This window comes from Oleiharenicola lentus, from assembly GCF_051660365.1.
GTDB lineage: Bacteria > Verrucomicrobiota > Verrucomicrobiia > Opitutales > Opitutaceae > Lacunisphaera > Lacunisphaera lenta_A.
The window spans coordinates 2,878,217-2,900,521 of sequence record NZ_JBOZXB010000001.1 but is presented as its reverse complement, the minus strand read 5'-3'; the positions used below and the strand labels follow the sequence as shown (position 1 = coordinate 2,900,521).

The following is a 22,305-nucleotide window of genomic DNA, read 5'->3' as shown; positions in this document are numbered from 1 at the left end:
GACATGAAAAAAATTGTCCTGCTCGCCGGTCTGTTCACTTCAGCGCTTTCGCTCTTCGCCCACGATACGTGGCTGCAAGCCACCGCGCCTGCTGCAAAGCCGGGTGGCGCCATTGCGCTGCAACTGACGAGCGGCAACGGGTTCAAAGGCATCGAATTCGGCCCGCAAGCCGACCGTGTCCAGCTCGCCACCCTTCACCTCGCCGGAAAATCCAGCGCGCTCACACCCGGAACGACGACGGAAAAGTTTCTTCCTTTTTCCAGCCAGCCCGCCGCGAACGGCGTGGCGGTATTTTCCGTGGAGCTGAAGCCGCGCGTGCTCGAATTGAAACCCGAGCTCATCGAGGAATATCTCGAGGAAATCCATGCGCTGCCCGCGATTCGCACCGAGTGGGAAAAAATTCCCGCGCCAAAAGTCTGGCGTGAACGCTACACGAAATCCGCAAAGACTTTCGTCCGCGTCGGCGAACCCATCGCCAGCGATCGCACGTGGGCCGAGATCACCGGACTGAGTCTGGAAATCATCCCGGAGCGCGATCCGACCACGTTGCGCGCAGGCGATGTGTTGAGTGTGCGCGTGTTGAAGCACGGTAAACCATTCGCCGGTCTCCCGCTGGGCTTTGTCGCGGACGGCGAGACGCATCACCACATCGTCACGACCGACCAAGACGGTCGCGCCGCCGCGCCCGTCAATCACCCGGGACGCTGGCTTGTGCACGGGACGGATCTTTATCGGGCGAACGAAAAAGATCTCGAATGGGAAAGCCTCTTCACGACGCTCGTCGTGGACGTGGCCCCAGCGAAGTAAGCGGCATTTCTAAAATTGGAGGCGGGGCCATCAGCCCCGCTGAGACATGACATCCGCTTTCCGCAGGGCGACGGTCCGCTCGCGCGCCACGCCTCAAAAATCCAACCCGATCATTAGCTTGAGGCGCGTGTAATCCTGCACGCGGCTGTCCGGAGTGCCGGAGCGGATTTCATGCCGGATCGCGGTGCTGAGCGTTTCGGTGAAACGTTTGCTCAACTCGAAATTATTTTCCCAACCGGAATCGCCGGACGACACCGCGTAGTAATACACCGAGCGATCCGTGAGCGTGATGCGCCACGGCAACTTCAACTCGGCTTCGACGAACGCCGACTCGATCGTGCGAGAAGTATGCGAACGAATTGCCGTCATACCCCAGGTATCAAACAAATTCTCCGACACACCGACGCGCACCGTCCGCGACGGCTTCACCACCAGACGCAGACCGATACCGATTTCTTGCTGCAACAAAAGATAGTCGGCCGGCACGCCGGATTTAAACGACGCGCGATTCCATTCCACCGTCGGACGATAAAGCGCGAACGCGCGCTCCTTGTATTCGTGACGCCACAATCCATTTGCTTTGAATGTGTCGGTCGTGGCCACGTCCTCCGTCTGGCTGTAATCGTAACGCATGGTCAGCGCCACCTCGTCGTTCTTCCACTTCCTCTTCAATTGAAGTTCCGCCGACGCCGCCGCGCGCTCAGTGGTGTCAGCGACAACCTCCGTGGAAACGGCGAATTTCCCGCGCCACGGGCCGAAAAATTCGCGCATCTTCGCCGTCAGCACGGCCGGAGAAAAACGTTCCCACATGGAAATTTTCTCCGCATCCGCGTGATCGGCGGCTTTTTTCTCGGCGGTGGCCACTTGCTCTGCGGCCGATACCGGGACGACGGGCGGCGGCTCCTTGGCTGCCGGCGCAGGCTTTTTCGCGGGAGCAAGTTTGGCCCCGGCCACGGCGGTTTCCGCAGGTTTTTCGGCTTTGATCACCACGGCACCCGTGGCGGAAACGCGCAGTTCGCCGAAACGATCCGATTGAAACACCAGCGTCTCTCCTTCCTTCGCGACTAATTTGCCCTGCACGCGATCGCCATCCTTGAACACGAGCACATCACGCGTGCTCGCCTCGGGTTCGGTCGCTGCGGCCACGCCTTTCGCCAGTGCCGGCGTAGCCACGGGCTTTTCCTGCGCAGCTGAAGCTCCCGCCACACCCCACACCACGCTCGCTGCGAAAATCGAAATTAGTTTAAGCCGGCCATACATCATTAAAGCATACGACGTATTCAGCTTCCGGATGTTTCAAATTTTTTCTTACGTTTCGTCGCATAAATTTTCCGGTGAAATTTCAGGTTAAAACCCCGCAGAAAAACTAATTCGCCTGGCCCGCCACTATCATAAGCGCCCGTGCTGACGCAAAACGCGGTTGCTTTGCCCGCGATTCTGCCCCGCATTCGCAACGTGCGTCGCAAGATTTCCATCGGTTGCCTCCTCTTCGCCTGGCTGTGTGCCAACGGCGCCGTGTGGAACACTGTGCAAGTCGTTGCGTGGGCGAAAATGTTTCACGACTACGCGCAAGTCATGCCACTGGCGCAGGCGTTGAAGGTGACGCTCGAAGGCAACGCGATGTGCGACGGCTGCGTGTTTGCCCAGGACGCCGAGGATGCCGCTCGCGAGCAACTCCCGCGAGATGCCGCGCTCGGCGGCATGGACAAATTCGTGTTCGCAACCGAGTTACCTGCGCCGATTTTTTCGATTGAACCGGAAGTTTCCTGGCCAGGCGTCGCTCACGACGTCGGCCTCACGCGCACCGAGAGTGTGCCCGTGCCGCCGCCGCGCGTGTAACGCCCGCGCTCCTGCGCACCCTTATTCCGGACTGTCGCCGCGGGTCTCGCGCGCGCAGTGCCGTTTGCCTTCCGCCGGCTCTCCGGCCTCACGCGCACACCTCCGTGCGCACTCACGCGTTACCCATGAAAAATTTTCCGATTCTCTCCCTCTGCCTTGCAACGTTCGCCGCCAGTCCGCTGGCCGCGACCCTCGATGATGGCGCGCCGACTGGCGCGACCGTTCATCTCGACGATTACCTCGTCATCGCCGACAAAGAAAAATTATTTTCCCTGCCACTCGACGCTGCGCCCGCCACGGGCTCGCGCCTCGCCCTCACCAATCGCGACCTGCCCGCGAGCGTGTCCATCATCACGCAGGAAGTGATGCAATTGCGTGGTTTTCGCACGGCAGTCGAAGCCGTCGAGGGCGCCGTCGGCATGACGGGCGGCACGCAGTTCGGCTCGATTCCGGGCTTCGCCACGCGTGGCTTCACGGGCAACAGCGTCACCGTCCTGCGCGACGGCATCCGCCAAAACACCGCGTCCCAATCCGCGCGCACCGTCGACGCATTCAACCTCGACCGCGTCGAAATCCTCAAAGGCCCCGCGTCGTTGCTCTTCGGCGAAGGCGCCATCGGCGGCGCGGTAAATTACATTTCGAAATCGCCCGACCGCGTCGCGCGCGGCGAAGTTTTCGCGAGCTACGGCGCTTGGAACAACACGCGGCTCGGCCTCGGTTACGGCGGCCCCCTCGTGAAGGATAAATTCTTTTTCCGCGCCGACGTCAGCCACACCGAACGCGACGGTTTCGTGGAGCGCAATCACCAGCGCTACACGGGTTTCAGTGGCGCACTCGGCTGGGACGTCGCGCTGGCGCTTAAGCTCACGCTCTCCACCACCTACCTCGAAGACTGGAACGAAAGTTATTACGGCAACCCCGTCATCTACGACGCCGTCGATCGCTACGATCCTGTGACCGGCACGACTACGCGATTGGTTGCGAAAGCCAACAGCGCAACCGATTCCCTCGTAAATTCCCGCGTCGACCCGGCCGCACGCCGCACCAATTACAACATCCTCGACAACTACGCGGAGACGGAAAACTCGTTTCATCGTCTCCGCGCTGAATGGACGCCCGCCTCGGAGTGGACGATCGCCAACGAAACCTACGTTACCACGCAAGTCCTCCGCTGGCGCAACCTCGAGTCGAACCTGTGGAACCCCGTCACCCAACTCGTGGAGCGCTCAGCGTTCACGCACATTTACCGCGACGATCTGCTCACCGGCAACCGCCTCGACGTCACGCACAAAGGCGAACTCTTCGGCCGCACGAACCGTTTTGTCATCGGCGGTTTCGTCGAGCATAACGATCTCACGCGGGGCGGCACGCCAGCCGGCTACGCGACGACACTGAGCAGCGTCACGCTTTTGAATCCCGATGTCGGGGTCGGTCCGGGCGACGGCGCGCGTTTTCAAAAAACCAGCAACGTCTTCATCGACACCGCCGCACTCTACTTGGAAAACGCACTCGATGTGACCGCTTCGCTGAAATTAGTGGTCGGCCTGCGCCGTGACTTCATCGCGCTTTCACGCCGCACGCTCGTCACCCCGTCGAATCCCACCGCGATCACGTTCAACAAAGACTACTCGCCGACCACCGGCCGCGCCGGCCTCGTCTGGTCGGCGACGAAACACGTGAACCTTTACGCGAGCTACAGCCGCGCCGCCGAACCTGTCACGCAACTCGTCAGCCTCAACACCGCGCAAAACGATTTCGCGCTGCAAACCGGCCGCCAGTTCGAAGCCGGCGCGAAAGGCTCGTTCGCCGAGGGCAAAATAGACTTCACCGTCGCGCTCTACGACATCGAGAAAAACAACCTCCTCTCCTCGACACTCGATCCGCTCACCGGCCTGCGCATCAGCCAGCAAATCGGCGCGCAAGTCTCCCAAGGCACTGAAATCGCCGTCGCGTATTTGCCGACGCGCGACTGGCGCTTCGAGGCGAACTTCGCGTGGACGTGGACTGCCGAGTTCAAAGACTTCCGGGAAAACCTCGGCACCGGCGTGATCTCTCGTGACGGCAACCGCCCCGCGAACGTTCCAGAAATCGTCGCCAACGCTTACGTTTCCAAAACGTTCGGCAAACACTGGCGCATCGGCGGCGGCCCGCGCTACGTCGGCGAACGCACGGCGAACAACGCGAACCTCATCTGGACGCCCGCTTACACCACGCTCGATGCTTCGCTTTCCTACGCGCTCGCGCGCTGGTCGGTGACGCTGCGCGGCCGCAACCTGCTCGACAAAAACTACGAAGAATGGGCCACCGGTTTAATGCAGCGCCTCGCCGATCCGCGCAGCGCCGAGGTCAGCGCGCGCTACCGCTTTTAACTCCTACTTCGCCCCTCGCCATGATCCTGCCAAATTTTAAGCTGACTCGCGTCACTCGTCTCATGCTCGCCCGTTCACTCCTTTTGATTGTCGTCGCCACCCTCGGGCTGCGCGCGTTCGCGCTCGAATCTCCCGCCCGCCTCGACAGCGGCGAAGCCAATCTCTTCACCGTTCCCAACGGCACGACTTATCTCACCTGGTGCGCGCCCAGTGAAACCCAACGCGCGGGCGAGCGCGTGCTCCGCTTCGCCACCCTCGCCCCGGGCGCGACCACCTGGAGTGAGCCACGCACCATCGTGAGCACGCCTGCGCTCATGGAAAACTGGGCCGATTTTCCTTCTCTCATCGTCGGCACCGACGGCCAACTCTGGGCGCAGTGGTTTCAGAAAAAAACCGACGCCGACAGTCACGGTTACTCCGGCTGGTTCGCCCGCTCGCCCGACGGCGGCGTTACGTGGTCGACACCCGCACCGCTCGGCCACGAATTCGTTTCGCTCGCACCGCTCAGCGGAGGACGCATGCTGGCGGCGTGGTTGGAAAGCACGCGCGAAACCGCAGCGCATTCTCATGCGCACGACCACGCGGCAACTTCCAGCGAACCCGCGATGAAACTCAACTCATGCCTCCTCGCGCCCGACGGCACGACGTTGCGCGAGTGGACGGTTGATCCCGACGTGTGCACATGTTGCCAGACCACGCTGACGACGCTCGACGGCGATCGCGTGTTCGTCGCGTATCGCGGCCACACGCCCGGCGAAATTCGCGATAACCACCACGCGATTTTCGACGGCACGACTTGGGGCGCCCCGCAGGCTCTTTTCAACGACCGCTGGCAAATCGCCGGCTGCCCGGTCAACGGCCCCGCGTCCGCCGCGCGCGGCAAGGCGCTCGCTGTCGCGTGGTTCACCGCGGCCGAGGGCCACGCGCGCGTGCGGGCGAAATTTTCCACCGACGGCGGCGCCACCTTCGGCGCAATGCATCGCATCGATCTCGGCCAGCCGATGGGCCGCATCGACGTCGCGATGCTCGCCGATGGCAGCGCCGTGATCACCTGGATGGAAACCAAGAGCGCCGCCAACGCCGCCGGCATCTACGCCCGCCGCCTTCACGCGGATGGCACCCTTTCGCCAGCCGCATTGATCGCCGAATCGTCGCAAGCCCGCACCAGCGGATTTCCGCGCATCGCGGTGCGTTCCACCGACACGCTCTTGCTCACCTGGACGGAAGACGCCAAACCAACCCAAGTCCGCACCGTGGAATTCAAAGCTCCTTAATTTTCTCCCACTCATGAAACTACTCTCGAAATTCACCACCCTCCTCGCCTCGGTCATTTTTGCGATCGCCTCGCTCGCCGCCGTTGCCAGTGAACCGAAATCCGCCGATTCGAAAAACTGCGGCTGTAAATGCTGCGTCGGCAAAGAAGTCTGCTGCTGCCACACGGAGGATGAGCCGGCATCGACGCCACCGGCCGCCGCGCCAATCGAAAAAGAGAAAACCGCCGGCCACGCGCTCAAAGGCGTCATCGTCGAAATCATGGCCGAACAAAAAGGCCTGCTCGTGAAACACGAAGAAATCCCCGGCGTGATGAAAGCCATGACGATGCTGCTTCGCGTCGACGAAGCCGCCCTCAAATCGGCCACTAAAAATGCCGCCGTCACCGGCTCACTCGTGCGCCGCGGCGCCGTCTGGTGGCTCGATGACGTGAAATTCGCGGTGAAATAAATCCGACAACGCGCCGCTCAGGCGCGCATGGTTTCAAGGTAAAGTTTTTCGAGATCGGTGTGGCTGATCTCGGCTGCGCTGAGTTCGCGCACGAGCTGACCGTGCCGCATGATGCCGACGCGAGTTGCGTCTTCTTTGGCGCGAAACAAATCATGCGTCGCCATGAGGATCGCGACGCCGCGTTCGCGAAGCTTGTGGAGCAGCTGGCTGAATTCGTGGCTCGCACTCGGGTCGAGGCCGCTGGTCGGCTCGTCGAGGAGCAAGGCCTTGGCTTGCTTCGCGAGTGCGATGGCGATGCCGACTTTCTGGCGCATACCTTTCGAGTAGCCGCTCACGCGACGATCGTGCGCGTCCGCTTGAAGACCTGCCTCGACGAGAAACGCGCGGAGTTGCGCGTCGTCGTAACGGTGGCCGCCGAGTTCGGCAAAATACGCGAGATTTTCCACGCCGGTGAAATGGCCGTAGAGATTCACCTGTTCCGGAATGTAAGCGAGGCGACGCTTGGTTTCGAGCGGATGCTCGACGACGTTCAGCCCGTCGATACTCGCCTGCCCGCCGTCGGGCGTGAGGAAACCGAGGAAACAATTAATCGTCGTCGTCTTGCCCGCCCCATTGGGGCCGAGCAGCGCGTAGAGTTCGCCGGCCGGAACCGTGAGATCGAGGGAGTGCAGCGCGGTGTGTTCGCCGTAGCGTTTGTGAAGTTTTTGAGCGATCAACATGGGAAAAATTAGTTGGCGGGTGAAAGGTGACGGACGCTGCGCAGCGCCCAGGTGAACAATGCCGTGGCGAGTGCGAACAGGAGTCCCCCGGCCAATGCCACGTGGCGGAGAATCGTGCCGGAGGTCTCTTCGGCGTAGCGGAAAACCGGAACTTCATCGAAGGCGGTGAATTTTTCCTTTCGCACGATTCGGGGAGTGAAAAATTCCCTCAGCCCAGCGTGGTGCGCGAGCGCTTGCTCGATGAAATCACGATGCCGCGCGAGGCCCGTGCCGGCAGCATCGGCGAGCGCGGTGTGCGCGAGCAACGCGGGCGAGAGCACGGCGAGACGCGACACGAGGACTTGTTGCTGCGCGAGCTGTTCATCATAGCGCGCGAGCACGGGCGCGAGATCCCGCTCCACCCGATCGGCGGTCGCGATGCGCAACAGTGTGAAATCAGTCCCGGCTTTCGCGTCCTTCGGGGCGAGCTCCGGATGATCCTCGTAATACGCCGCGAGCGTCTTGGAACGTTCGCCGCTGGCCGCATCGGTGGCGGCACGCATCGCGAGCACCAGATCGACGCGCGAAGGCACGGGATGCAGCGTTTTCACTGCGAGATTGATGGCCGCCGGCGCGAGCACGACAAACCCGAGCCAAAGCGCCGCCAACACCAGCGCGTGTCTCGCCGCCGTGCCCGGTCGCACGGCCACGGCCAGCGAAAGCGCGAACCAGAATAATCCATAACCCGCCGCCACGCCGAACCAGAGCAGCGTGCGCAGGCCGCCGCTCCCCGGCACGAGCGTGACAAAGGCCAGCGCAAATATCGCGAGCAAACCGATTCCCAACACCAAGCGCGGCGCAAAGCGTCCAAGCACGAGTTGGCGCCCGCGCAGCGGTTGCGCCAGGAGCAGCGCCAGCGTGCCACGTTCGCGCTCGCCGGCGAGCAACGCATACGTGAGTGCGATGATGAGCAGCGGCGCGAGGTGGATCACCACAAACGCCGCATCGAAACGCCCGAGCAAAAGGCGGTGCGGATTCTCCGCTTCGTGATTGCCCCCCAATCGCGGGTTTGTCCCCGGTGCCAGCGGCAGCACGGCGGGCAACAAGTCGCTTTGCCCGATGGACAATGCCGCGAGTGGCGTGGCCGGCAACGTGGCGAAATTAGCCATGAGGCGATTTGCATAACCCGCCGCGTCGCGCGGATCGCGCGCTGCGCCGTAGTTGGAATTATTTTCCGCATCAAGTTTCGCCGCGAGCGCGCGCGCCTCCGCCGTCGCTTTCGTTTCGGCGGACTGCGCCGTGGCGCGGAGTTGATTCAACTGCTCGAGCCAACGGCCGCCGTGGTGCAAAGCGAATCCAAGCGCCGCGAGCGCCAGCACCGTCGCCACCCAGCAGGCAGGGTCGCGGCGCAGCGAACGAATTTCCCAGCGAAAAAGAGAAGTAAACATAGTGAGCGTTTTTGAATTTCGATGCCCTCAGACCGGCCGAAGCACGGCCGCGCTGCGCAAGGCGAACCACGCGGCGAGGCCGCACCAGAGGATGAGCGCCGCCAGCGGCCATGCGTGCGCCGTGAGCACGGCGCCGGCGCCGGGCGGTTCGTAATTAAACGGCGGCACCTTGGCCCACACTTCGGGACCGGCGAGGTAAGCCGGATCGCCGGCCTTGAGCGGATTCGCCATGAGGTCTTCGTTCAAGATGACTTGCATGACGCGGCGATGCTGGTCGGCCGCGCGCATGAAGTCGCGGTGTTGCGCGAGGTCGGTGCCCGCGAGCCCCATCGAGAGCGCTTGCACCCCGAGCAACGGAAACACCGCGCCGGCGCGGGCGAGCAGCGTGTTTTGCGCCTGCATCGGCGCGAAGAGGTCGCGGTGGTGGCGGTCGAAAATTTCGTCGCTGTTTTCCTCGCTCGCTTGAAGCCGCAGGCCGACGAGGTTGACGCCGAGATCCTCGGGTTTCGTGACGCCGCGTTGTTTCATCAATTCGGCGACGCGTTGCTCGAAACGCGCCGGCGCGCCGTGGGGATCTCCCAGTTCTTCCTTGAGTCGCGCTTTGAAACTCACCGGCTCGGGCAGCGGATGCCGGGCCGCCGCGAAATCCGACAGTGCGCGCGGCGCGAGCAGGCAGTTCACCGCCCAGAAGCCGAGCAAGACAATGAGCGCGAGTCGCGGAGACGGCGCCCGCGCGGAAATGGCGAGCGTGATGAAAATAAACACCGCGAGCCACAGCACGTAGATCACCGAGAGCACTCCGAAACGCGCCGCGCCCCCCGTCGGGCCAATCAGCGCCAGCGCCGCCGATCCGAGCAGCACGGCGGGCAAAACGATGAGCCCCAACGCCGCGCCCGTGCCCGCAAGTTTTCCGAGCACGAGATCGCGCGGCCGCACGCCCGCCGCCATGAGCTGGCGCAAAGTCCCTCGCTCGCGCTCGCCGGCAAACGCACCAAACGCGAGTAACACCACGACGAGCGGCAAAACAATTTGTAGCACGAGATTCACCGTGAGATCACCGAACCGCTGCGCGATCGTCGCGTCCTCCGCGGGGCGAAAGAGCAATTCGTTCTGCTTGTGCGCCTCCAATAAAACGGTGACTCCGGTATAAGGCTCGACGCCAGGATCGAGAAACGCGGGCGCGAGCCGCGGCTTGAAAGCGTAGATGCCGTAGTGCGCGGCACTATGCGGATTTTTTTCCGTTTGGCCGAGCCAGCGAGCACGTTCGGCGGTGTCAGCCGCGCGTTGCTGGGCGACGAGGTCGCGCTGATAACGCGCCCCGGCGATGATGGCGACGACGAGTAGCGCGAGGATGATCGCGCCGGCCCAGCGGAAGCGTCCGTCGCGGACGAATTCGATAAACTCTTTACGAGCGATGGTGATGATCACGGAATTGAAAACGGGTTAAACTGGAGGGCAGCTCTCGGCGAACGCTGAAGGATACGCGTCAGCGGCGTGACGCCATGGCGACTAGGGCAAGCGCGCACGATCACAGTGCATGCGCTCAGCCCTAGGCCGCGAAACTCAAGCCCACACCGGTGGCCCGCAACTGGGCGCGTGCGCTCGCCCGGACGATTCCACCGGGAAAAAATCCACAGGCCGCACGCGCACGAGCACCCGCAACGCGAAGAGTAACACCAAAAATAAAAGCGCGAGCAGATCCGTGGCACCCGCTAGAAAAGCGGTGATCACGCAGCCCGCATCGTTATCGCCCTGCGACGCGCCCGATTCATCGTGAGCCTGGCCGTGTTGCGCGCACCCACCCGTCTCACCACTGGCCGCATGCCACGCAGCGTGCGCCATCGGATTGGCCGCCAACCACGACAATACGCCGACGAGTCCCACCCCCAGCAATGCGACCACACGCAGCCACCGGGTCGGAAAACGCGTGAATGGAAAAAGCGTGAACATGCGAGTGCGGGTGAGGGTTATACCAAACCCGTCAAGCACTGTGCATGCCAGCAGGTGGACGGCGAGAAATCTGTGGGGGCCGTTAGTAAAATCGGTGACTGCACGGAACGGCATTTTGCATCCGCATTGCTGCGTTGGCGCGCGGCGAAGGGCGCAGTCGTTTCACAACGATGAAATTTCAAGCGCCCAATAGTTTTTGTGCAAACACGCGCGTGACATGCTGACGCGTTGCAATTTTCGCCGGCGCGGTTGTGTTGAACTGCACAGCGCGCGGCTTGGCCGACTGTTGCCTGATGCCTGACCATCCACCTTCACCCATTCCACTTTCTTCCGGACTGCTCATCGCGGTCACGGGTGGGCCGGGCTCGAGCAAAACTCGCACCTTGGCAGAACTCGCGTCGAGCCAGTTAGCACGCGGCCAATATGTGGAAGGCGTGCTCGCCATCGCGGGAACCCGGCGCGAACCGAATCGTGGCGCGAGCGAATATTGGGTGCGCACGATCGGTCAGGAACAGGAATCGCTCTGGGCGGTGCGCGACGACGCGCTCGATCCGCCCTACCGCTTCGAGCCTGACACGACGTTGAAGTTACAAGCGTGGGCTAAACGCCTGAAAGATCTGCCGCCGGCGGACTTGATGGTGCTCGACGAGTTTGGAAAATTTGAAGCGCGCGGACTCGGCTTGATGCCGCTGTGGCCTGATATCGTCGCGGCGAATCCACGCATCGTCGCCATCGCGACGCGTGATATCCACATTCCCGTCATCGAACAACGCATCGGGCGGAAATTCGATTTGCAGATTTCGGCAAGTGATCCGGCTGCGCTGAGCAAACTCCAGCGTGCGTGCGAAGACTACGGTGAATGGACGCGGCTCGGTCTTTATGGCGGAGCCGCCGGTGGAATTGAGATGACGGTGGGTTCGGCGTTGCACGCCGCAAAAGTGCCGCTGCGCGGACTCGCGATGTCGTCGTTGCAAGCCGCGATGATGGTTTTCGCGGGCACCGGCCTTGCTCAACCCGGTCGCGTCGTGTGGGTGCCGTTTATTTCCGGCGGATTGAAAGCGCTCTCGCCAGCGGGCAATCGCGTGCGCCCGATGATCGCGATCATCATGCAAGGACTGCTTTTCGGCACGTCGGTGCAGGCACTCGGGTGGAATTTTTTCGCAATCGGCATCGGCGGAGCGCTCGTCGGCGCGTGGGCGGCGCTGCAGGGATTCGCGCTGCAATACCTCATGATCGGCAAGGAAATGTTCAAAGCCTACGATACGATCGTGCTTTGGCTCGCCGAGAAATGGAACATCAGCGCGCCGGGGCTGCCGTGGCTGGTGGGCGCGTGGGCGATTTTGCACGCGAGCGTGTCGTGTGGGATCGCGCTCACGGCGTGGCGGCTGCGGCGGCCGCCCGAGGCATTGCAAAAAATCATCGACCGCGAAACGACGCGCGTGGAACACGGCGTTGTAACCGAAGCCGGCCGACCGATTCGCACGGGCTGGCGGCGGCGGGTGCGGGAATTCTCGCGCTGGCAATTCTGGCTGCCGCTCGTGGTGGTCTCGGCGATCCTGCTGGGCAGTGGTGGTTCTTGGGAAACAATCGCGTGGCTCTTTTTGCGATTCATCGCCGTGAGCTGTGTGCTGATTGCGCTGATCTCGCTGCTGCGTCCGGCTCGCTGGGCGGAGAAATTGCGCCGTCGCGGCTGGTGGGGTCCGGCGGTCGCACTCGATGGCGCGATCCAACGGCGTCGCGGGAAATAATTCCCCCTGCGTAGCCCGCGGAGACACGAATTTCACAAATTACACGAAACGGGAAAATTCGGATTGGTGAAAATTCGTCACGCGCCTCACTTCGTTTCCCGCATTCCTGATTTCCACATTAAAAAAATTGGCCCCGCGCTGCCGCGGATCGCCAGCGCACGAGCGTTCGCGTTGACCGCCCAATAAAAAAGCGAGCCCAGGGTCGGGCTCGCTTTGAAAATTACGCGGAAGCGTGCGCTTACTTCCAGTTCAGGATCAGGCTGCTGAAGTAGAGTGTGTCGAGGCGCTCGATGCCGGGTTGGGGGATGCTGGTGTAGTCGTTGCTGATGCCGATCTTGAGCTTCCAGAACGAATTGGCGATCGGGGTCTCGTAGGACGATTCGTGGTGGGCGCGGTAATTCGCAAAATCTTCGAAAGCCGGCGTGTAGGTGAGCGAGTTGTTCATCTGACCGTTCTTGAATTTATACGTGTGGATGAGCGCGAGATCGAGACCGGGCGAGTCGAACTTCGTGCCGTTCGCATACGTCTCGTAAACATAGCTCACACCGAAGCGGGCTTCGAGATCCTGAATGTCTTTTTTGATGAGCTTGCGACCGATACCGAACGCCGTGGTCGAGCGAAGATCGAGGGCTTTGATGGAATCTTTTTCCAGCGACGTGCGCGCATACCACACGTTTTTCTCGGAGAAGAATGACGAGTAATCCACGCCGCCGGCCTGGCGGTTGGCGGTTTCGACGCCGTTGTCTTCGGCTTTTTCGGCGGCGAGATTGAAGATCAATTTATCCTGAGCGCTCTCGAGGGTCGCTTTGAAACCAAGCGCGCCGGAGAATTTCTCCGAACCGCCCGTGCGACCCGTGATCGCGACAGACGCTTCATACGCCCACTGGCGTTTTTGTTTGTCGGCTTGCTCCTTGAGCTTGCGGACTTGCGGGCTCTCTTTGCCCACGCGCCACACGGCAGCGACTTTGCTGGTTTCGGCGGCAAACTGGCCGTCGGTGGCGACGACCGAAATGCCAGTCGCCGTCGGCGTGACCGTGCCGATGACCGTGCTGCCCGCTTGCAGCTGGACGTTGACGGCTTCGTCAGTGCTGAAGGTTTTCACTTCTTTCTGCGCGATGTCGATCGTGCCCGCGAACACGGTCTCGAACTTGATCTTACCCTCTTCGGCAGACACGAGTTTACCCAGGATGACAGAGCCATCATTCAACTCGATGCGATCGGCGGCGAAGGCCACGGAGGACAACAACAGCGCCATCGCTGCACAGACTAGGTTTGGTAGTTTCTTCTGGTTCATAAAATTTACAGGTTGGTAGTTCAAGCAAGCCACTCCGAGCCTTTCAACCTCAAAGGTTTTGCATTGTTCCCCCGGAAAACGGCTTCGGCTTCCGGGTTGCGCGTCACTCCGACCCGCATCATCAATGGCGTCATGCCTACCCGCGCGTGGTTCTCCACTTTTATCTACAACGAACCGTTGTTCCGTTCTGGCCTCCAACGTTTTAACGACGGCCTCGCCGATGAATGCCGCAACCTGCGCGACTACGATGACGCCGGCCGCAAGTGGTCAGCGAAGAATTATCCCGGCGGCTACACGTCCTACGCGTCATTGAATCAGTTGCACAAATTCTCTTCGACGTTCGCGACATTGGAGAAAAAAATCACGCAACACGTGAAGAAATTCGCCGCCGAACTCGACATGGATCTGCGCGGCCGGACGATCACGATGACGGACTTCTGGGTGAACATCATGCCCGAGCACGCCGCGCACAGCCTGCATTTGCATCCCCTGTCTTTTATTAGCGGCACCTACTACGTCGTCACTCCGCCGGGTTGCCCGGGCCTGAAATTCGAGGATCCGCGCCTCAGCAAGTTCATGGCCGCGCCACCGAAAACCGCGAAAGTGCGGCCGGCGAATCAGCCACACATCACCTACCCGACCGCCGCCGGTAACGTGATCCTGTTCGAAAGCTGGCTCCGCCACGAAGTCGCCGCCAATCGCACGACTGAGGAGCGCATCAGCGTCAGCTTTAATTACAACTGGAGCTAAGTCGCGCGACATATCGCGCAACTTTCTCTCGACGCACGCGTCAGAATGGCGATGCACCCACGTATTTCTTTTCTGCGCGCGCTGTGCGCCGCAACCACTCTGAGTTTGCTGGTCTTCGCCGGCTGCAGCAGTGACCGCGGCCCGAAACGCGGCCCCGACGGCGAACGCTTGCGCAAAGCGAATCCGATGGCCGGGCAGGCACAGTTTTTTAACGGCCAGTTGCTCGCCAAAGTCACCGTCAGCAACAAAGGCATGCCCAAACCCGGTGCGGGTGGCGGCGGTCAAAGCGGCAGCGAGGGCGAACGTCGCGAACGAGGCGGTGGCCGGCCTCCCCGCGGCGGTGGCGGCATGGGCCCGGGTGGTGGTGGTGGCGGTTTCGGCGGCGGGCCAGGAGGCAGTGAAGGCCCGAGCGCTCGCCCCCTGATGGCCGGCCAGGGCGGCGTGCCCCAAATCATCCACGTAAGCTTCACTAACCAAGGCTCCACGCGCCTCGAAATCTGGATCAGCGACTTCACCTCGTTGCTGGGGAATTTCGCCGTGCGTCCCGAAAAGCTCGTGCTCGAACCGGGCCAGACGCTTTTCCTCGACGCGATGACCACGCAACTCGGCGGACGCTACAGCGAAGTCGATGCCACGCTCGTGCTGCGCGTCGGCGAAAACGAAGAACGCAAAACGTTCCGCCTGCACGAAACCGCCGAACTAGCCGGCGATCCTCCCCCTGCGTCGTAATCGTATTCGTCGCGCCGCCGCCCGCGCTTTTTCTGCGCTTACGACCTGCGGCTGAGTCAGGCGAAACGCCTCGACTCATGAGAGGGCGCACGTTGCGCTTTGCGGACACTCATGCCCGCCTCGCAGCCTCGCCCCGGCTTCATGGATTCCCCCCGTGCCCATCTTTTGGGGGTTGTCCTGCTCGTGGGCGCGCTGGTCGCCGCTTACGCGAATTCTTTTCGAGTCCCCTTTCTGTTCGATGACGCCGAGTCTATCGCGAACAACCCCACGATCCACCGCCTCGCGTCATCCTGGATGCCACCCGCCGGCAGGGGCATCACGACCAGCGGTCGCCCGTTGCTCAACGTTTCCTTCGCGATCAATTACGCGATCCATGGGGAAACCGTTTTCGGATATCACGTCGCCAATCTTCTCATTCACACTCTCGCGGCGCTCGTCCTGTGGGGCGTGATTCGGCGCACGCTGCTTCAGCCTGTATTCGCCGGGCGCTTCACTTCCTTGGCCAGCCCACTGGCGTGGTGCGCCGCCGCACTTTGGGCGCTGCATCCACTCCAAACCGAATCCGTCACCTATATCGTTCAACGCGCGGAGTCACTCGTCGGTCTCTTTTATTTGCTCACACTCTACGGATTCATTCGCAGCGTGGAGGCCCGCCCAGCGGGAAACCCTAATCGCTGCTGGCCGGCGTTCACGGTGATCGCCTGTCTCGCGGGCATGGCGGCGAAAGAGGTCATGGCGTCCGCCCCGCTGATCATTTTTTTCTACGACCGGACTTTTATCAGCGGCACAGTTGCGGCGAGCTGGCGGCGGCATCGTCGTTTGCATCTTTCTCTCGCCGCCACGTGGCTCATGCTCCTCGCCTGCATCGTGCAAAGCGGCGGGCGCGGCGGCTCCGTCGGTTTCGCGCAAGTCGGCTGGTGGGAATACGCGCTCACGCAAGCACCCGCGATCCTCGGCTATGTCTGGCGTGCGTTTTGGCCGGCTAATCTTATCTTCGACTACGGCGCGGTGGTGGAAAAAAATTTCGCGATCATCGTGCCGGCCGGCGCCGTGATTTTGCTCGGGCTTGCCGCAGGCGCTTGGGCGCTGCGTCAACGGCCGGTCGCGGGATTCAGCTTCGCGTGGTTTTTTCTGATTCTCGCGCCCACCTCCAGCCTCGTGCCGGTGGCCACGCAGACCGTCGCCGAACATCGCATGTATCTGCCACTCGCCGCGCTCGTTGTTCCGGCGGTATTGCTGCTTTCGCGATTCGCCGGGCGGGCGACATTCCCAATTTGTATCGCGCTCCTCGTCGCGGCGGGCATCCGCACGCAGGTGCGCAACCACGACTACCGCGACGAACTCACGATCTGGGGCGATACCGCCCGACGCCTCCCCGACAACCCCCGCGCCCGCAACAACCACGGGGCGATGTTGTTCGATGCCGGGCGCCTAGATGAAGCCATCGGCGAATTCCGCGCGGCGATCGACTACACACCGGACTACGCCGAAGCCTGGCACAATCTCGGCCGCGCCTACACGCGCGTGCGCCGTTTCGACGAGGCGATCGCTGCGTTACGGCGCGCGGTCGAGCTCAATGCCAGCCCCACGAAAGCAATTTTCCAAGGCACCCTCGGCAACGCCCTCCTCGAAGCCGGCCGCCCTGACGAAGCCATCGCGACGTATCGCCACGCGCTCGAACTTTCCCCGCACGAAGCCATCCATTCCTACAATCTCGCCAACACCCTGATGCAGGCCGGCCAAATGGAAGAGTCCGGCCGCCTCTTCGACCGCGCACGCGCACTGGATCCTCACGATCCCGAGATTCTCGGTGCTTACGCGGTCTGGCTGCGCCGCTCCGGCCGGGCGCAGGAATCCGTCGCGCTGTTGCAGGAAGCGCTGCGCTTGCAACCGGACTCCGCGCGCCTGCATTCCCACCTCGGTGTTTCGCTGCTCGCCGCCGGACGCGCGACCGAGGGCATTCGCGAATTGGAAATCGCCCTCCCGCTCAACCCCGCGCTCCCGCAAACCCGTTATCACCTCGGCCTCGCCTATGCCGAAAACGGCCTGCCCGCCGACGCCATTCCCCACTTCGAGGAAATGCTCCGCCTCAGTCCGCCGACCGCTGAACTCTTCGACAACCTCGGCACGCTTTACGCGCAGACTGGCCGTTACGCCGATGCGGTCACCGCCTTCCAAAAAGCGCTCGCCCTCGACCCCACCCACCGCAACGCCCGCGACAATCTTCAAGCGGTCCGGAATCTCCTGCGTGGTCAGGCGCGCTGAGTTCCGCCCACCGCCACGCCCATGTCCTGAATCTCGGCGGAATCAAACACGAGCACGCCGCGCTCACCGCGGCCGTAAGACGCGCGCACCATCGCCCGCGCCACGACCTCGGCGTGAATCGCGCGGTATTTCCGCAGGCCCCCCAGCATCAACGGCTCCCATAACCACAGCACCGCCGCCCAGATCCGTTCGCCCAGTCGTTTCTTTTCGGTGCGACCAAGCAGGAAACTTGGCTGAAAAATCGCGAGCGTTTCGAAATTCAAAACCTGCAACGCCGTTTCGGTTTCTCCTTTCACGCGGCTGTAAAAAATTTTGGAGTTCGCATCCGCGCCAATTGCCGTGACCACAAAAAAGCGTTTCGCGCCGGCACGTTGCGCGGCCCACGCAAACGCCAGCACCGCCACCCGATCGACCGCGTAGAACGCTTCGCGCGAACCCGCTGCCTTGATCGTCGTGCCGAGGCCGCAAAACGCGTCGTCACATCTGATTTCCGTCGCCACTTTTTCGAGCGCGGCGAAATCCACCACCACTTGCGTGAGCTTCGGATGCTCCAGCGGAAGCACGCGTCGCCCGAGCGAAATCACACGCCCATACTCGGGCGAATCGAGCAATTGCCGCAGAAGAAAACCTCCCACGAGTCCACTGCCTCCGGCGATCATTGCGGTGCGCATCCGGAGAGCCTGCGCATTCGGCGCAACGGCGCAAGCCGTGGTGACTCAATGCGATTTTGCAGGTTGCGAGCTTGCCCGCAACGTGACGCGCGACCGGGATCGCCCAGCCATCGACTTGCCAAAATCAATCCTCCCGCCAACCTTCCCGCATGCTCGTAATCCGGCGGCTCGATGACGGTAAACGGTCTTACACGGCGATATTTTTGCCGGGCGAACCGGCGAAAATTTTTCCCACCACCAACCAAGAGCACGCGCGCATCCTGCAGATTTACAAACAAGACCGCCGTTACGAAAATGTGCACAACGACTTCACCGATTACGCGATCGGTCAGGACGAATTTCCCGACAAGAAATAAACGCGGGCGAGTCAGTGAACACAGGCTGGCCGTGAATAAAGTGCGATTCGTCGCAGACCCGTTGCCGCGCGCGCAAGCATCGCCTAGTTTTCTCCCATGAAACACGTGGAGCTAAGCGAAGCAGCTTACGACGCGCTCATGCGTCTCGCGGCCGCAAAAAATATTTCTCCAGCCGACCTCCTCACCTCGTTGCTCGGTGCAGAACGTCCGCCGCTCGCCGGGGACAATTTGTTGTTTTTCTTCGCGAGCCTGGAGTTCGCCGCACAGTCCGACTCCACGGCCCGCTACCTCGCGTTGCTGTCGTGGGTGGCGAAGCACTACGCGTGCGACTTCGCAGACTTCATTGCGCATCAGGACAGTGGCCGACGTTACCTGATGTTAAGCCGTCAGGAATTCCACCATGTGCGCACGCACAACCATGCGACGCAAATCGCCGGCACCCAGTATTGGGCGGTGCTGAACATCGACGACTCCACCAAGCGCCGCTTTGTATGCCGCATGCTGGAATTCATCGGCTGCCACGACGAGACCATCGCGCACGCGTGCCGCGCGCTGGGATTTGTCGAAGGCAACGGTTCGTCTTTCCGCCTGCTGAGCGCCTGAGGTAAGGGCGGTTAAGGATAACCGCCCTACCTGAATTAGCGCAGCTGGCACCCGGCCAATTTAGGTTTGTCCGCTGGCACGGTGCCCGCTGCACTCTAGGCGTGAGCGAACAAATTCCTCCGCCCGAATCCAAGCAGCGCGACGTCGGCAATTTTTTCAAATCCGTCGGCTATGCCTTGGAAGGATTCTGGGCCGCGTTGAAACACGAGCCGTCGTTTCGTGAGGACCTGATCTTCGTCATCATCCTGGTTCCATTCGCGGTGATCCTCCCGGTCAACGCGGTTTCCAGTGCCGTGATGATCGCGTCGCTTTTGCTCATCGTGATCGCCGAGTTGCTGAATTCCGCCATCGAATGGACAATCGACGACATCTCGCTCGCGAAACGCCCGTTCGCCAAACGCGCGAAGGACATGGGCAGCGCGGCGGTCTTCATCGCCTACATCAACTCCATCGTCGTCTGGGGCCTGATTCTTTACTCGAACTGGCACCGCATCTCGACCCTCGAATTCCTCAAGTGGCCGCCGCCGATTTTTAGCTGAGTCTTAATCTGGAACTCAAAAAAATCAGGACACCCTGTCGCTGCTCCATTCCTGAGTCCCTGATCTCCAAATAAAAGATTTTAGCGCATCCGTCCGAACAGCACCGTCGCCAGGCCGGTCATCGCAAGATTCGGCATCGCTGCGGCCCACATCGGATCGAGGTAGCCCTTGCCACCCAGCAACGTCGCGATGCTCGCGAGAATGTAATACAGGAAAAACAACCCGATCGATTTCGACACGCCGACTGCGGGGTTCACGCGCACACCGGACACCGCAAACGGAATCGCAATCGCGATAATGATCAGCGGCCCAATCGTATTCGCGAGGAGCGAGTAGTAACGCACTTCGTAAGGAATGACCTTGGGGTTATTATCCGACGCGAAATATTCCGTGATGCGCTGGAGTTGGTTGAATGAGAGATTCGAGGGTTTCTGGTCGATGAGCATCATCAACGTCGGGTCTTCGCGGTAGTGCGGAATGGTTTTCTCTTTGAACGCCACCGAGCGCTGCAACTCGCCCGCTTCGGTATCGAACCACATTTCGCGTCCGTCCTTGAACGACCACGTGCGCGCCACGGGATTGTAAACCCCTTCGCGCGCCATGATCCGGGTCTTTTCGCGCCGCTGCGCATCCATCTCCGAAATCGAAACGCCATACGCCACGTTTGTGTAGCGGCTGTAGCGGTTGATGAACCACATACGGTTTTGCTTTTGGTTATCGAACGTCACACTCGGCACCAACCCCAGCGCCACGCCGGAGCCGGATTTTTGCTCTTCCGCGCGTTGTTGAAAACTTTGCAGCAAACTCGCCGATGCCTCCACTGACCACGGCACGACGCGGGAATTCAGCAGCAGCGAGATCCCGCAAAACACAATGCCCGCCAGCCAGAGCGAGCGAGTCGTCGAAAAGATGTTCAGCCCTGCCGCGCGCATCGCCGTCAGTTCGTTGTTGCGGTGCAGTTTTCCCAGCACGAACAGCAGCGACAGCAGCATCGACAACGGCAACACCACCGAAAGAAAACTCGGCGTCAGCGTGGCGAAATACAGAAAAATCTCATGCGCATTCGCGCCCGTTTGCGTGAGATCGCGAAACTCGTCGTAGAGCGACGCCATGAGCAGCAGGCCCATCGTCGCGGCGAGCAGCAAGCCGAGCATTTTCAGCCATTCGCCCAAGAGGTAGCGGTCAAACAAGTTCACTTGGCGTGGACTGAAACACCGTCCGCGCGCGGCGCAAAGCTGAATGTTCAGATATCTCACTCCGCGGGAACAAGTCCTGCTAAGCGCTTCTCTTAACCGCACTGCCAGTTGCAGGTTGAAAGACCTGCGGCGCTCCTTTTACGTCGTCACCTTGCAATTCTTCATGCCCGTCCGTTCATCGCCTCAGTTTTTGCAACGCGCGCTCGTCGCTGCGGCCATCGCTGCCACCGCGCTGTTTAATTTCTCCACGCCGCTCGTCGCGCAAGACACCATCAAGATTGGCGAGTTCGCCTCGCTGACCGGCAAGGAAGCGGTCTTCGGCCAGAACGCCCACAAAGGCACGCTGCTCGCGATCGAGGAAGCCAACGCCGCCGGCGGCGTCCTCGGGCGCAAACTCGAGCTCATCACCGAAGACGACCAGTCCAAACCGGGCGAATCCGCGACCGTGGTGAAAAAAATGATCTCGCGCGACAAGGTCATCGCCGTGCTCGGCGAAATCACTTCCGGCCGCACGCTCGAAGCCGCGCCGATCTGTCAGAACGCGAAAATCCCGCTCATCTCCCCCGGCGCCACCGCCACGGAAGTAACCAAGAAAGGAAACTACATTTTCCGCGTCTGCTTCATCGACGAATTCCAAGGCACCGTGATGGCGAAATTCGCCAGCGAAACCTTGAAGCTCAAACGCATGGCCGTGCTTTCCTCAGTCTCTTCGCCGCAAAGCGTGGGCCTGGCGAAATATTTTAAAGAGCGCTTCACGAGCGACGGCGGCACCGTGGCGCTCGAACAAAAATATTCCGAAGGCGAAAAGGATTTCCGCGCCCAACTCACCGCGATCAAAGCCGCGAGCGTCGAAGGCATTTTTATCCCCGGTTACTACGCCGAAGCCGCGCTCATCGCGAAGCAGTCGCGCGAACTCGGCCTCAAGGTCGCGCTTCTCGGCATCGACGGCTGGGAATCGCCCGAACTCATCCAGATCGGCGGTGCGGCGGTCGAAGGTTCCTACCTCTCCACGCACTACTCCCCCGAAAGCAAGGCGGCGGGCGTCAGCGGATTTAACGAGCGTTACCGCAAACGCTGGGGCATCGACACCAACGCCCTCTCCGCGCTCGGCTACGATTCCGCGATGGTTTTGATCGACGCCATCAAGCGCGCCGGCACGACCGAAGGCCCGAAGCTCCGCGACGCCATCGCCGCCACGAAAAATTTCTCCGGCGCGACCGGCAGCATCAGCTTCGACGCCCAACGCAACCCAACCAAGTCCGCCGTCGTCCTGACGGTGAAAGATGGACGTTATGCTTTTCTTCAAGACGTTAACCCCTGA

21 protein-coding genes are annotated in these 22,305 nt (G+C 61.5%); 13 read left to right on the top strand and 8 right to left on the bottom strand.

The genetic code is table 11. The features are described 5' to 3' along the window. Positions 1-3 precede the first annotated feature (3 nt). Positions 4-807, top strand: coding sequence for a DUF4198 domain-containing protein (locus ACRRQW_RS11030; RefSeq protein ID WP_438481423.1), 804 nt, complete (start codon positions 4-6; stop codon positions 805-807). Between the two features lie 93 nt (positions 808-900). Here the strand turns inward: ACRRQW_RS11030 and ACRRQW_RS11025 are convergent, their stop codons facing one another. Further along, a complete protein-coding gene (locus ACRRQW_RS11025) occupies positions 901-1,980 on the bottom strand; it encodes a DUF481 domain-containing protein (RefSeq protein ID WP_438481422.1) in 1,080 nt (359 codons plus the stop codon). Positions 1,981-2,208: 228 nt separating this feature from the next. Between ACRRQW_RS11025 and ACRRQW_RS11020 the strand changes: the two genes are divergently transcribed. From ACRRQW_RS11020 to ACRRQW_RS11005, 4 genes are all read left to right on the top strand, one after another. Then, complete coding sequence (locus ACRRQW_RS11020; protein ID WP_438481421.1) at positions 2,209-2,646, top strand: hypothetical protein; 438 nt, start codon at positions 2,209-2,211, stop codon at positions 2,644-2,646. 125 nt (positions 2,647-2,771) lie between these two features. Beyond that, a complete protein-coding gene (locus tag ACRRQW_RS11015; protein ID WP_438481419.1) occupies positions 2,772-5,015 on the top strand; it encodes a TonB-dependent receptor in 2,244 nt (747 codons plus the stop codon). A 62-nt stretch (positions 5,016-5,077) separates the two neighbouring features. Continuing rightward, a complete protein-coding gene (locus ACRRQW_RS11010) occupies positions 5,078-6,289 on the top strand; it encodes a hypothetical protein (RefSeq protein ID WP_438481418.1) in 1,212 nt (403 codons plus the stop codon). A gap of 13 nt (positions 6,290-6,302) precedes the next feature. Further along, positions 6,303-6,737: a copper-binding protein gene (locus ACRRQW_RS11005; RefSeq protein WP_438481417.1), complete on the top strand. Its 435-nt coding sequence runs from the start codon at positions 6,303-6,305 to the stop codon at positions 6,735-6,737. 17 nt (positions 6,738-6,754) lie between these two features. Here ACRRQW_RS11005 and ACRRQW_RS11000 read toward each other — a convergent pair whose 3' ends face one another. From ACRRQW_RS11000 to ACRRQW_RS10985, 4 genes are all read right to left on the bottom strand, one after another. Beyond that, complete coding sequence (locus ACRRQW_RS11000) at positions 6,755-7,456, bottom strand: ABC transporter ATP-binding protein (protein ID WP_438481416.1); 702 nt, start codon at positions 7,454-7,456, stop codon at positions 6,755-6,757. An 8-nt stretch (positions 7,457-7,464) separates the two neighbouring features. Further along, positions 7,465-8,883: an ABC transporter permease gene (locus ACRRQW_RS10995; protein ID WP_438481415.1), complete on the bottom strand. Its 1,419-nt coding sequence runs from the start codon at positions 8,881-8,883 to the stop codon at positions 7,465-7,467. A 27-nt stretch (positions 8,884-8,910) separates the two neighbouring features. Continuing rightward, positions 8,911-10,311: a DUF3526 domain-containing protein gene (locus tag ACRRQW_RS10990; RefSeq protein ID WP_438481414.1), complete on the bottom strand. Its 1,401-nt coding sequence runs from the start codon at positions 10,309-10,311 to the stop codon at positions 8,911-8,913. A 135-nt stretch (positions 10,312-10,446) separates the two neighbouring features. After that, positions 10,447-10,833 (bottom strand): hypothetical protein, encoded by a 387-nt coding sequence (locus tag ACRRQW_RS10985; protein ID WP_438481413.1) that lies wholly within the window; start codon positions 10,831-10,833, stop codon positions 10,447-10,449. A gap of 293 nt (positions 10,834-11,126) precedes the next feature. Here ACRRQW_RS10985 and ACRRQW_RS10980 point away from each other — a divergent pair, with 293 nt between their 5' ends. Next, positions 11,127-12,581 carry a hypothetical protein gene (locus ACRRQW_RS10980; RefSeq protein WP_438481412.1) on the top strand — a complete coding sequence of 485 codons (1,455 nt, stop codon included), beginning with the start codon at positions 11,127-11,129 and terminating at the stop codon, positions 12,579-12,581. Positions 12,582-12,819: 238 nt separating this feature from the next. On the opposite strand, the gene ACRRQW_RS10975 is transcribed toward ACRRQW_RS10980, so the two are convergent. Continuing rightward, the gene (locus ACRRQW_RS10975) at positions 12,820-13,875 is read right to left on the bottom strand and encodes a DUF481 domain-containing protein (RefSeq protein WP_438481411.1); all 1,056 of its coding nucleotides are present in this window, start codon (positions 13,873-13,875) and stop codon (positions 12,820-12,822) included. Between the two features lie 63 nt (positions 13,876-13,938). On the opposite strand from ACRRQW_RS10975, the gene ACRRQW_RS10970 reads away from it, so the two are divergent. The 3 genes from ACRRQW_RS10970 to ACRRQW_RS10960 all read left to right on the top strand — a co-directional run bounded on the left by ACRRQW_RS10970 (position 13,939) and on the right by ACRRQW_RS10960 (position 17,619). Further along, a complete protein-coding gene (locus tag ACRRQW_RS10970; RefSeq protein WP_438481410.1) occupies positions 13,939-14,625 on the top strand; it encodes a TIGR02466 family protein in 687 nt (228 codons plus the stop codon). A gap of 51 nt (positions 14,626-14,676) precedes the next feature. Further along, entirely contained in the window at positions 14,677-15,354 is a 678-nt protein-coding gene (locus ACRRQW_RS10965; protein ID WP_438481409.1) for a hypothetical protein, read from the top strand. 141 nt (positions 15,355-15,495) lie between these two features. Beyond that, positions 15,496-17,619, top strand: a complete 2,124-nt coding sequence (locus tag ACRRQW_RS10960; RefSeq protein ID WP_438481407.1) for a tetratricopeptide repeat protein — start codon at positions 15,496-15,498, stop codon at positions 17,617-17,619. Here ACRRQW_RS10960 and ACRRQW_RS10955 read toward each other — a convergent pair. Continuing rightward, positions 17,607-18,290 (bottom strand): oxidoreductase, encoded by a 684-nt coding sequence (locus tag ACRRQW_RS10955; protein WP_438481405.1) that lies wholly within the window; start codon positions 18,288-18,290, stop codon positions 17,607-17,609. The two genes, ACRRQW_RS10960 and ACRRQW_RS10955, sit on opposite strands and share 13 nt — an antisense overlap. Positions 18,291-18,439: 149 nt before the next feature. Here ACRRQW_RS10955 and ACRRQW_RS10950 point away from each other — a divergent pair, with 149 nt between their 5' ends. From ACRRQW_RS10950 to ACRRQW_RS10940, 3 genes are all read left to right on the top strand, one after another. Further along, on the top strand, positions 18,440-18,646 hold the full coding sequence (locus ACRRQW_RS10950) for a hypothetical protein (protein ID WP_438481404.1): 207 nt from the start codon (positions 18,440-18,442) through the stop codon (positions 18,644-18,646). 96 nt (positions 18,647-18,742) lie between these two features. Beyond that, entirely contained in the window at positions 18,743-19,249 is a 507-nt protein-coding gene (locus ACRRQW_RS10945) for a hypothetical protein (RefSeq protein WP_438481403.1), read from the top strand. Between the two features lie 101 nt (positions 19,250-19,350). After that, positions 19,351-19,788, top strand: a complete 438-nt coding sequence (locus ACRRQW_RS10940) for a diacylglycerol kinase (RefSeq protein WP_438481402.1) — start codon at positions 19,351-19,353, stop codon at positions 19,786-19,788. 80 nt (positions 19,789-19,868) lie between these two features. On the opposite strand, the gene ACRRQW_RS10935 is transcribed toward ACRRQW_RS10940, so the two are convergent. Beyond that, positions 19,869-20,984, bottom strand: coding sequence for an LptF/LptG family permease (locus tag ACRRQW_RS10935; protein WP_438481401.1), 1,116 nt, complete (start codon positions 20,982-20,984; stop codon positions 19,869-19,871). 163 nt (positions 20,985-21,147) lie between these two features. Here ACRRQW_RS10935 and ACRRQW_RS10930 point away from each other — a divergent pair, with 163 nt between their 5' ends. Beyond that, the gene (locus tag ACRRQW_RS10930; protein ID WP_438481399.1) at positions 21,148-22,305 is read left to right on the top strand and encodes an ABC transporter substrate-binding protein; all 1,158 of its coding nucleotides are present in this window, start codon (positions 21,148-21,150) and stop codon (positions 22,303-22,305) included.

Bases quoted from the DNA above. Each gene is read 5' to 3' on its own strand.
- ACRRQW_RS11030 (WP_438481423.1), top strand. From the start codon at position 4: ATGAAAAAAATTGTCCTGCTCGCCGGTCTGTTCACTTCAGCGCTTTCG.
- ACRRQW_RS11015 (WP_438481419.1), top strand. From the start codon at position 2,772: ATGAAAAATTTTCCGATTCTCTCCCTCTGCCTTGCAACGTTCGCCGCC.
- ACRRQW_RS11010 (WP_438481418.1), top strand. From the start codon at position 5,078: ATGCTCGCCCGTTCACTCCTTTTGATTGTCGTCGCCACCCTCGGGCTG.
- ACRRQW_RS11005 (WP_438481417.1), top strand. From the start codon at position 6,303: ATGAAACTACTCTCGAAATTCACCACCCTCCTCGCCTCGGTCATTTTT.
- ACRRQW_RS11000 (WP_438481416.1), bottom strand. From the start codon at position 7,456: ATGTTGATCGCTCAAAAACTTCACAAACGCTACGGCGAACACACCGCG.
- ACRRQW_RS10995 (WP_438481415.1), bottom strand. From the start codon at position 8,883: ATGTTTACTTCTCTTTTTCGCTGGGAAATTCGTTCGCTGCGCCGCGAC.
- ACRRQW_RS10985 (WP_438481413.1), bottom strand. From the start codon at position 10,833: ATGTTCACGCTTTTTCCATTCACGCGTTTTCCGACCCGGTGGCTGCGT.
- ACRRQW_RS10980 (WP_438481412.1), top strand. From the start codon at position 11,127: ATGCCTGACCATCCACCTTCACCCATTCCACTTTCTTCCGGACTGCTC.
- ACRRQW_RS10975 (WP_438481411.1), bottom strand. From the start codon at position 13,875: ATGAACCAGAAGAAACTACCAAACCTAGTCTGTGCAGCGATGGCGCTG.
- ACRRQW_RS10965 (WP_438481409.1), top strand. From the start codon at position 14,677: ATGCACCCACGTATTTCTTTTCTGCGCGCGCTGTGCGCCGCAACCACT.
- ACRRQW_RS10960 (WP_438481407.1), top strand. From the start codon at position 15,496: ATGGATTCCCCCCGTGCCCATCTTTTGGGGGTTGTCCTGCTCGTGGGC.
- ACRRQW_RS10955 (WP_438481405.1), bottom strand. From the start codon at position 18,290: ATGCGCACCGCAATGATCGCCGGAGGCAGTGGACTCGTGGGAGGTTTT.
- ACRRQW_RS10950 (WP_438481404.1), top strand. From the start codon at position 18,440: ATGCTCGTAATCCGGCGGCTCGATGACGGTAAACGGTCTTACACGGCG.
- ACRRQW_RS10945 (WP_438481403.1), top strand. From the start codon at position 18,743: ATGAAACACGTGGAGCTAAGCGAAGCAGCTTACGACGCGCTCATGCGT.
- ACRRQW_RS10930 (WP_438481399.1), top strand. From the start codon at position 21,148: ATGCCCGTCCGTTCATCGCCTCAGTTTTTGCAACGCGCGCTCGTCGCT.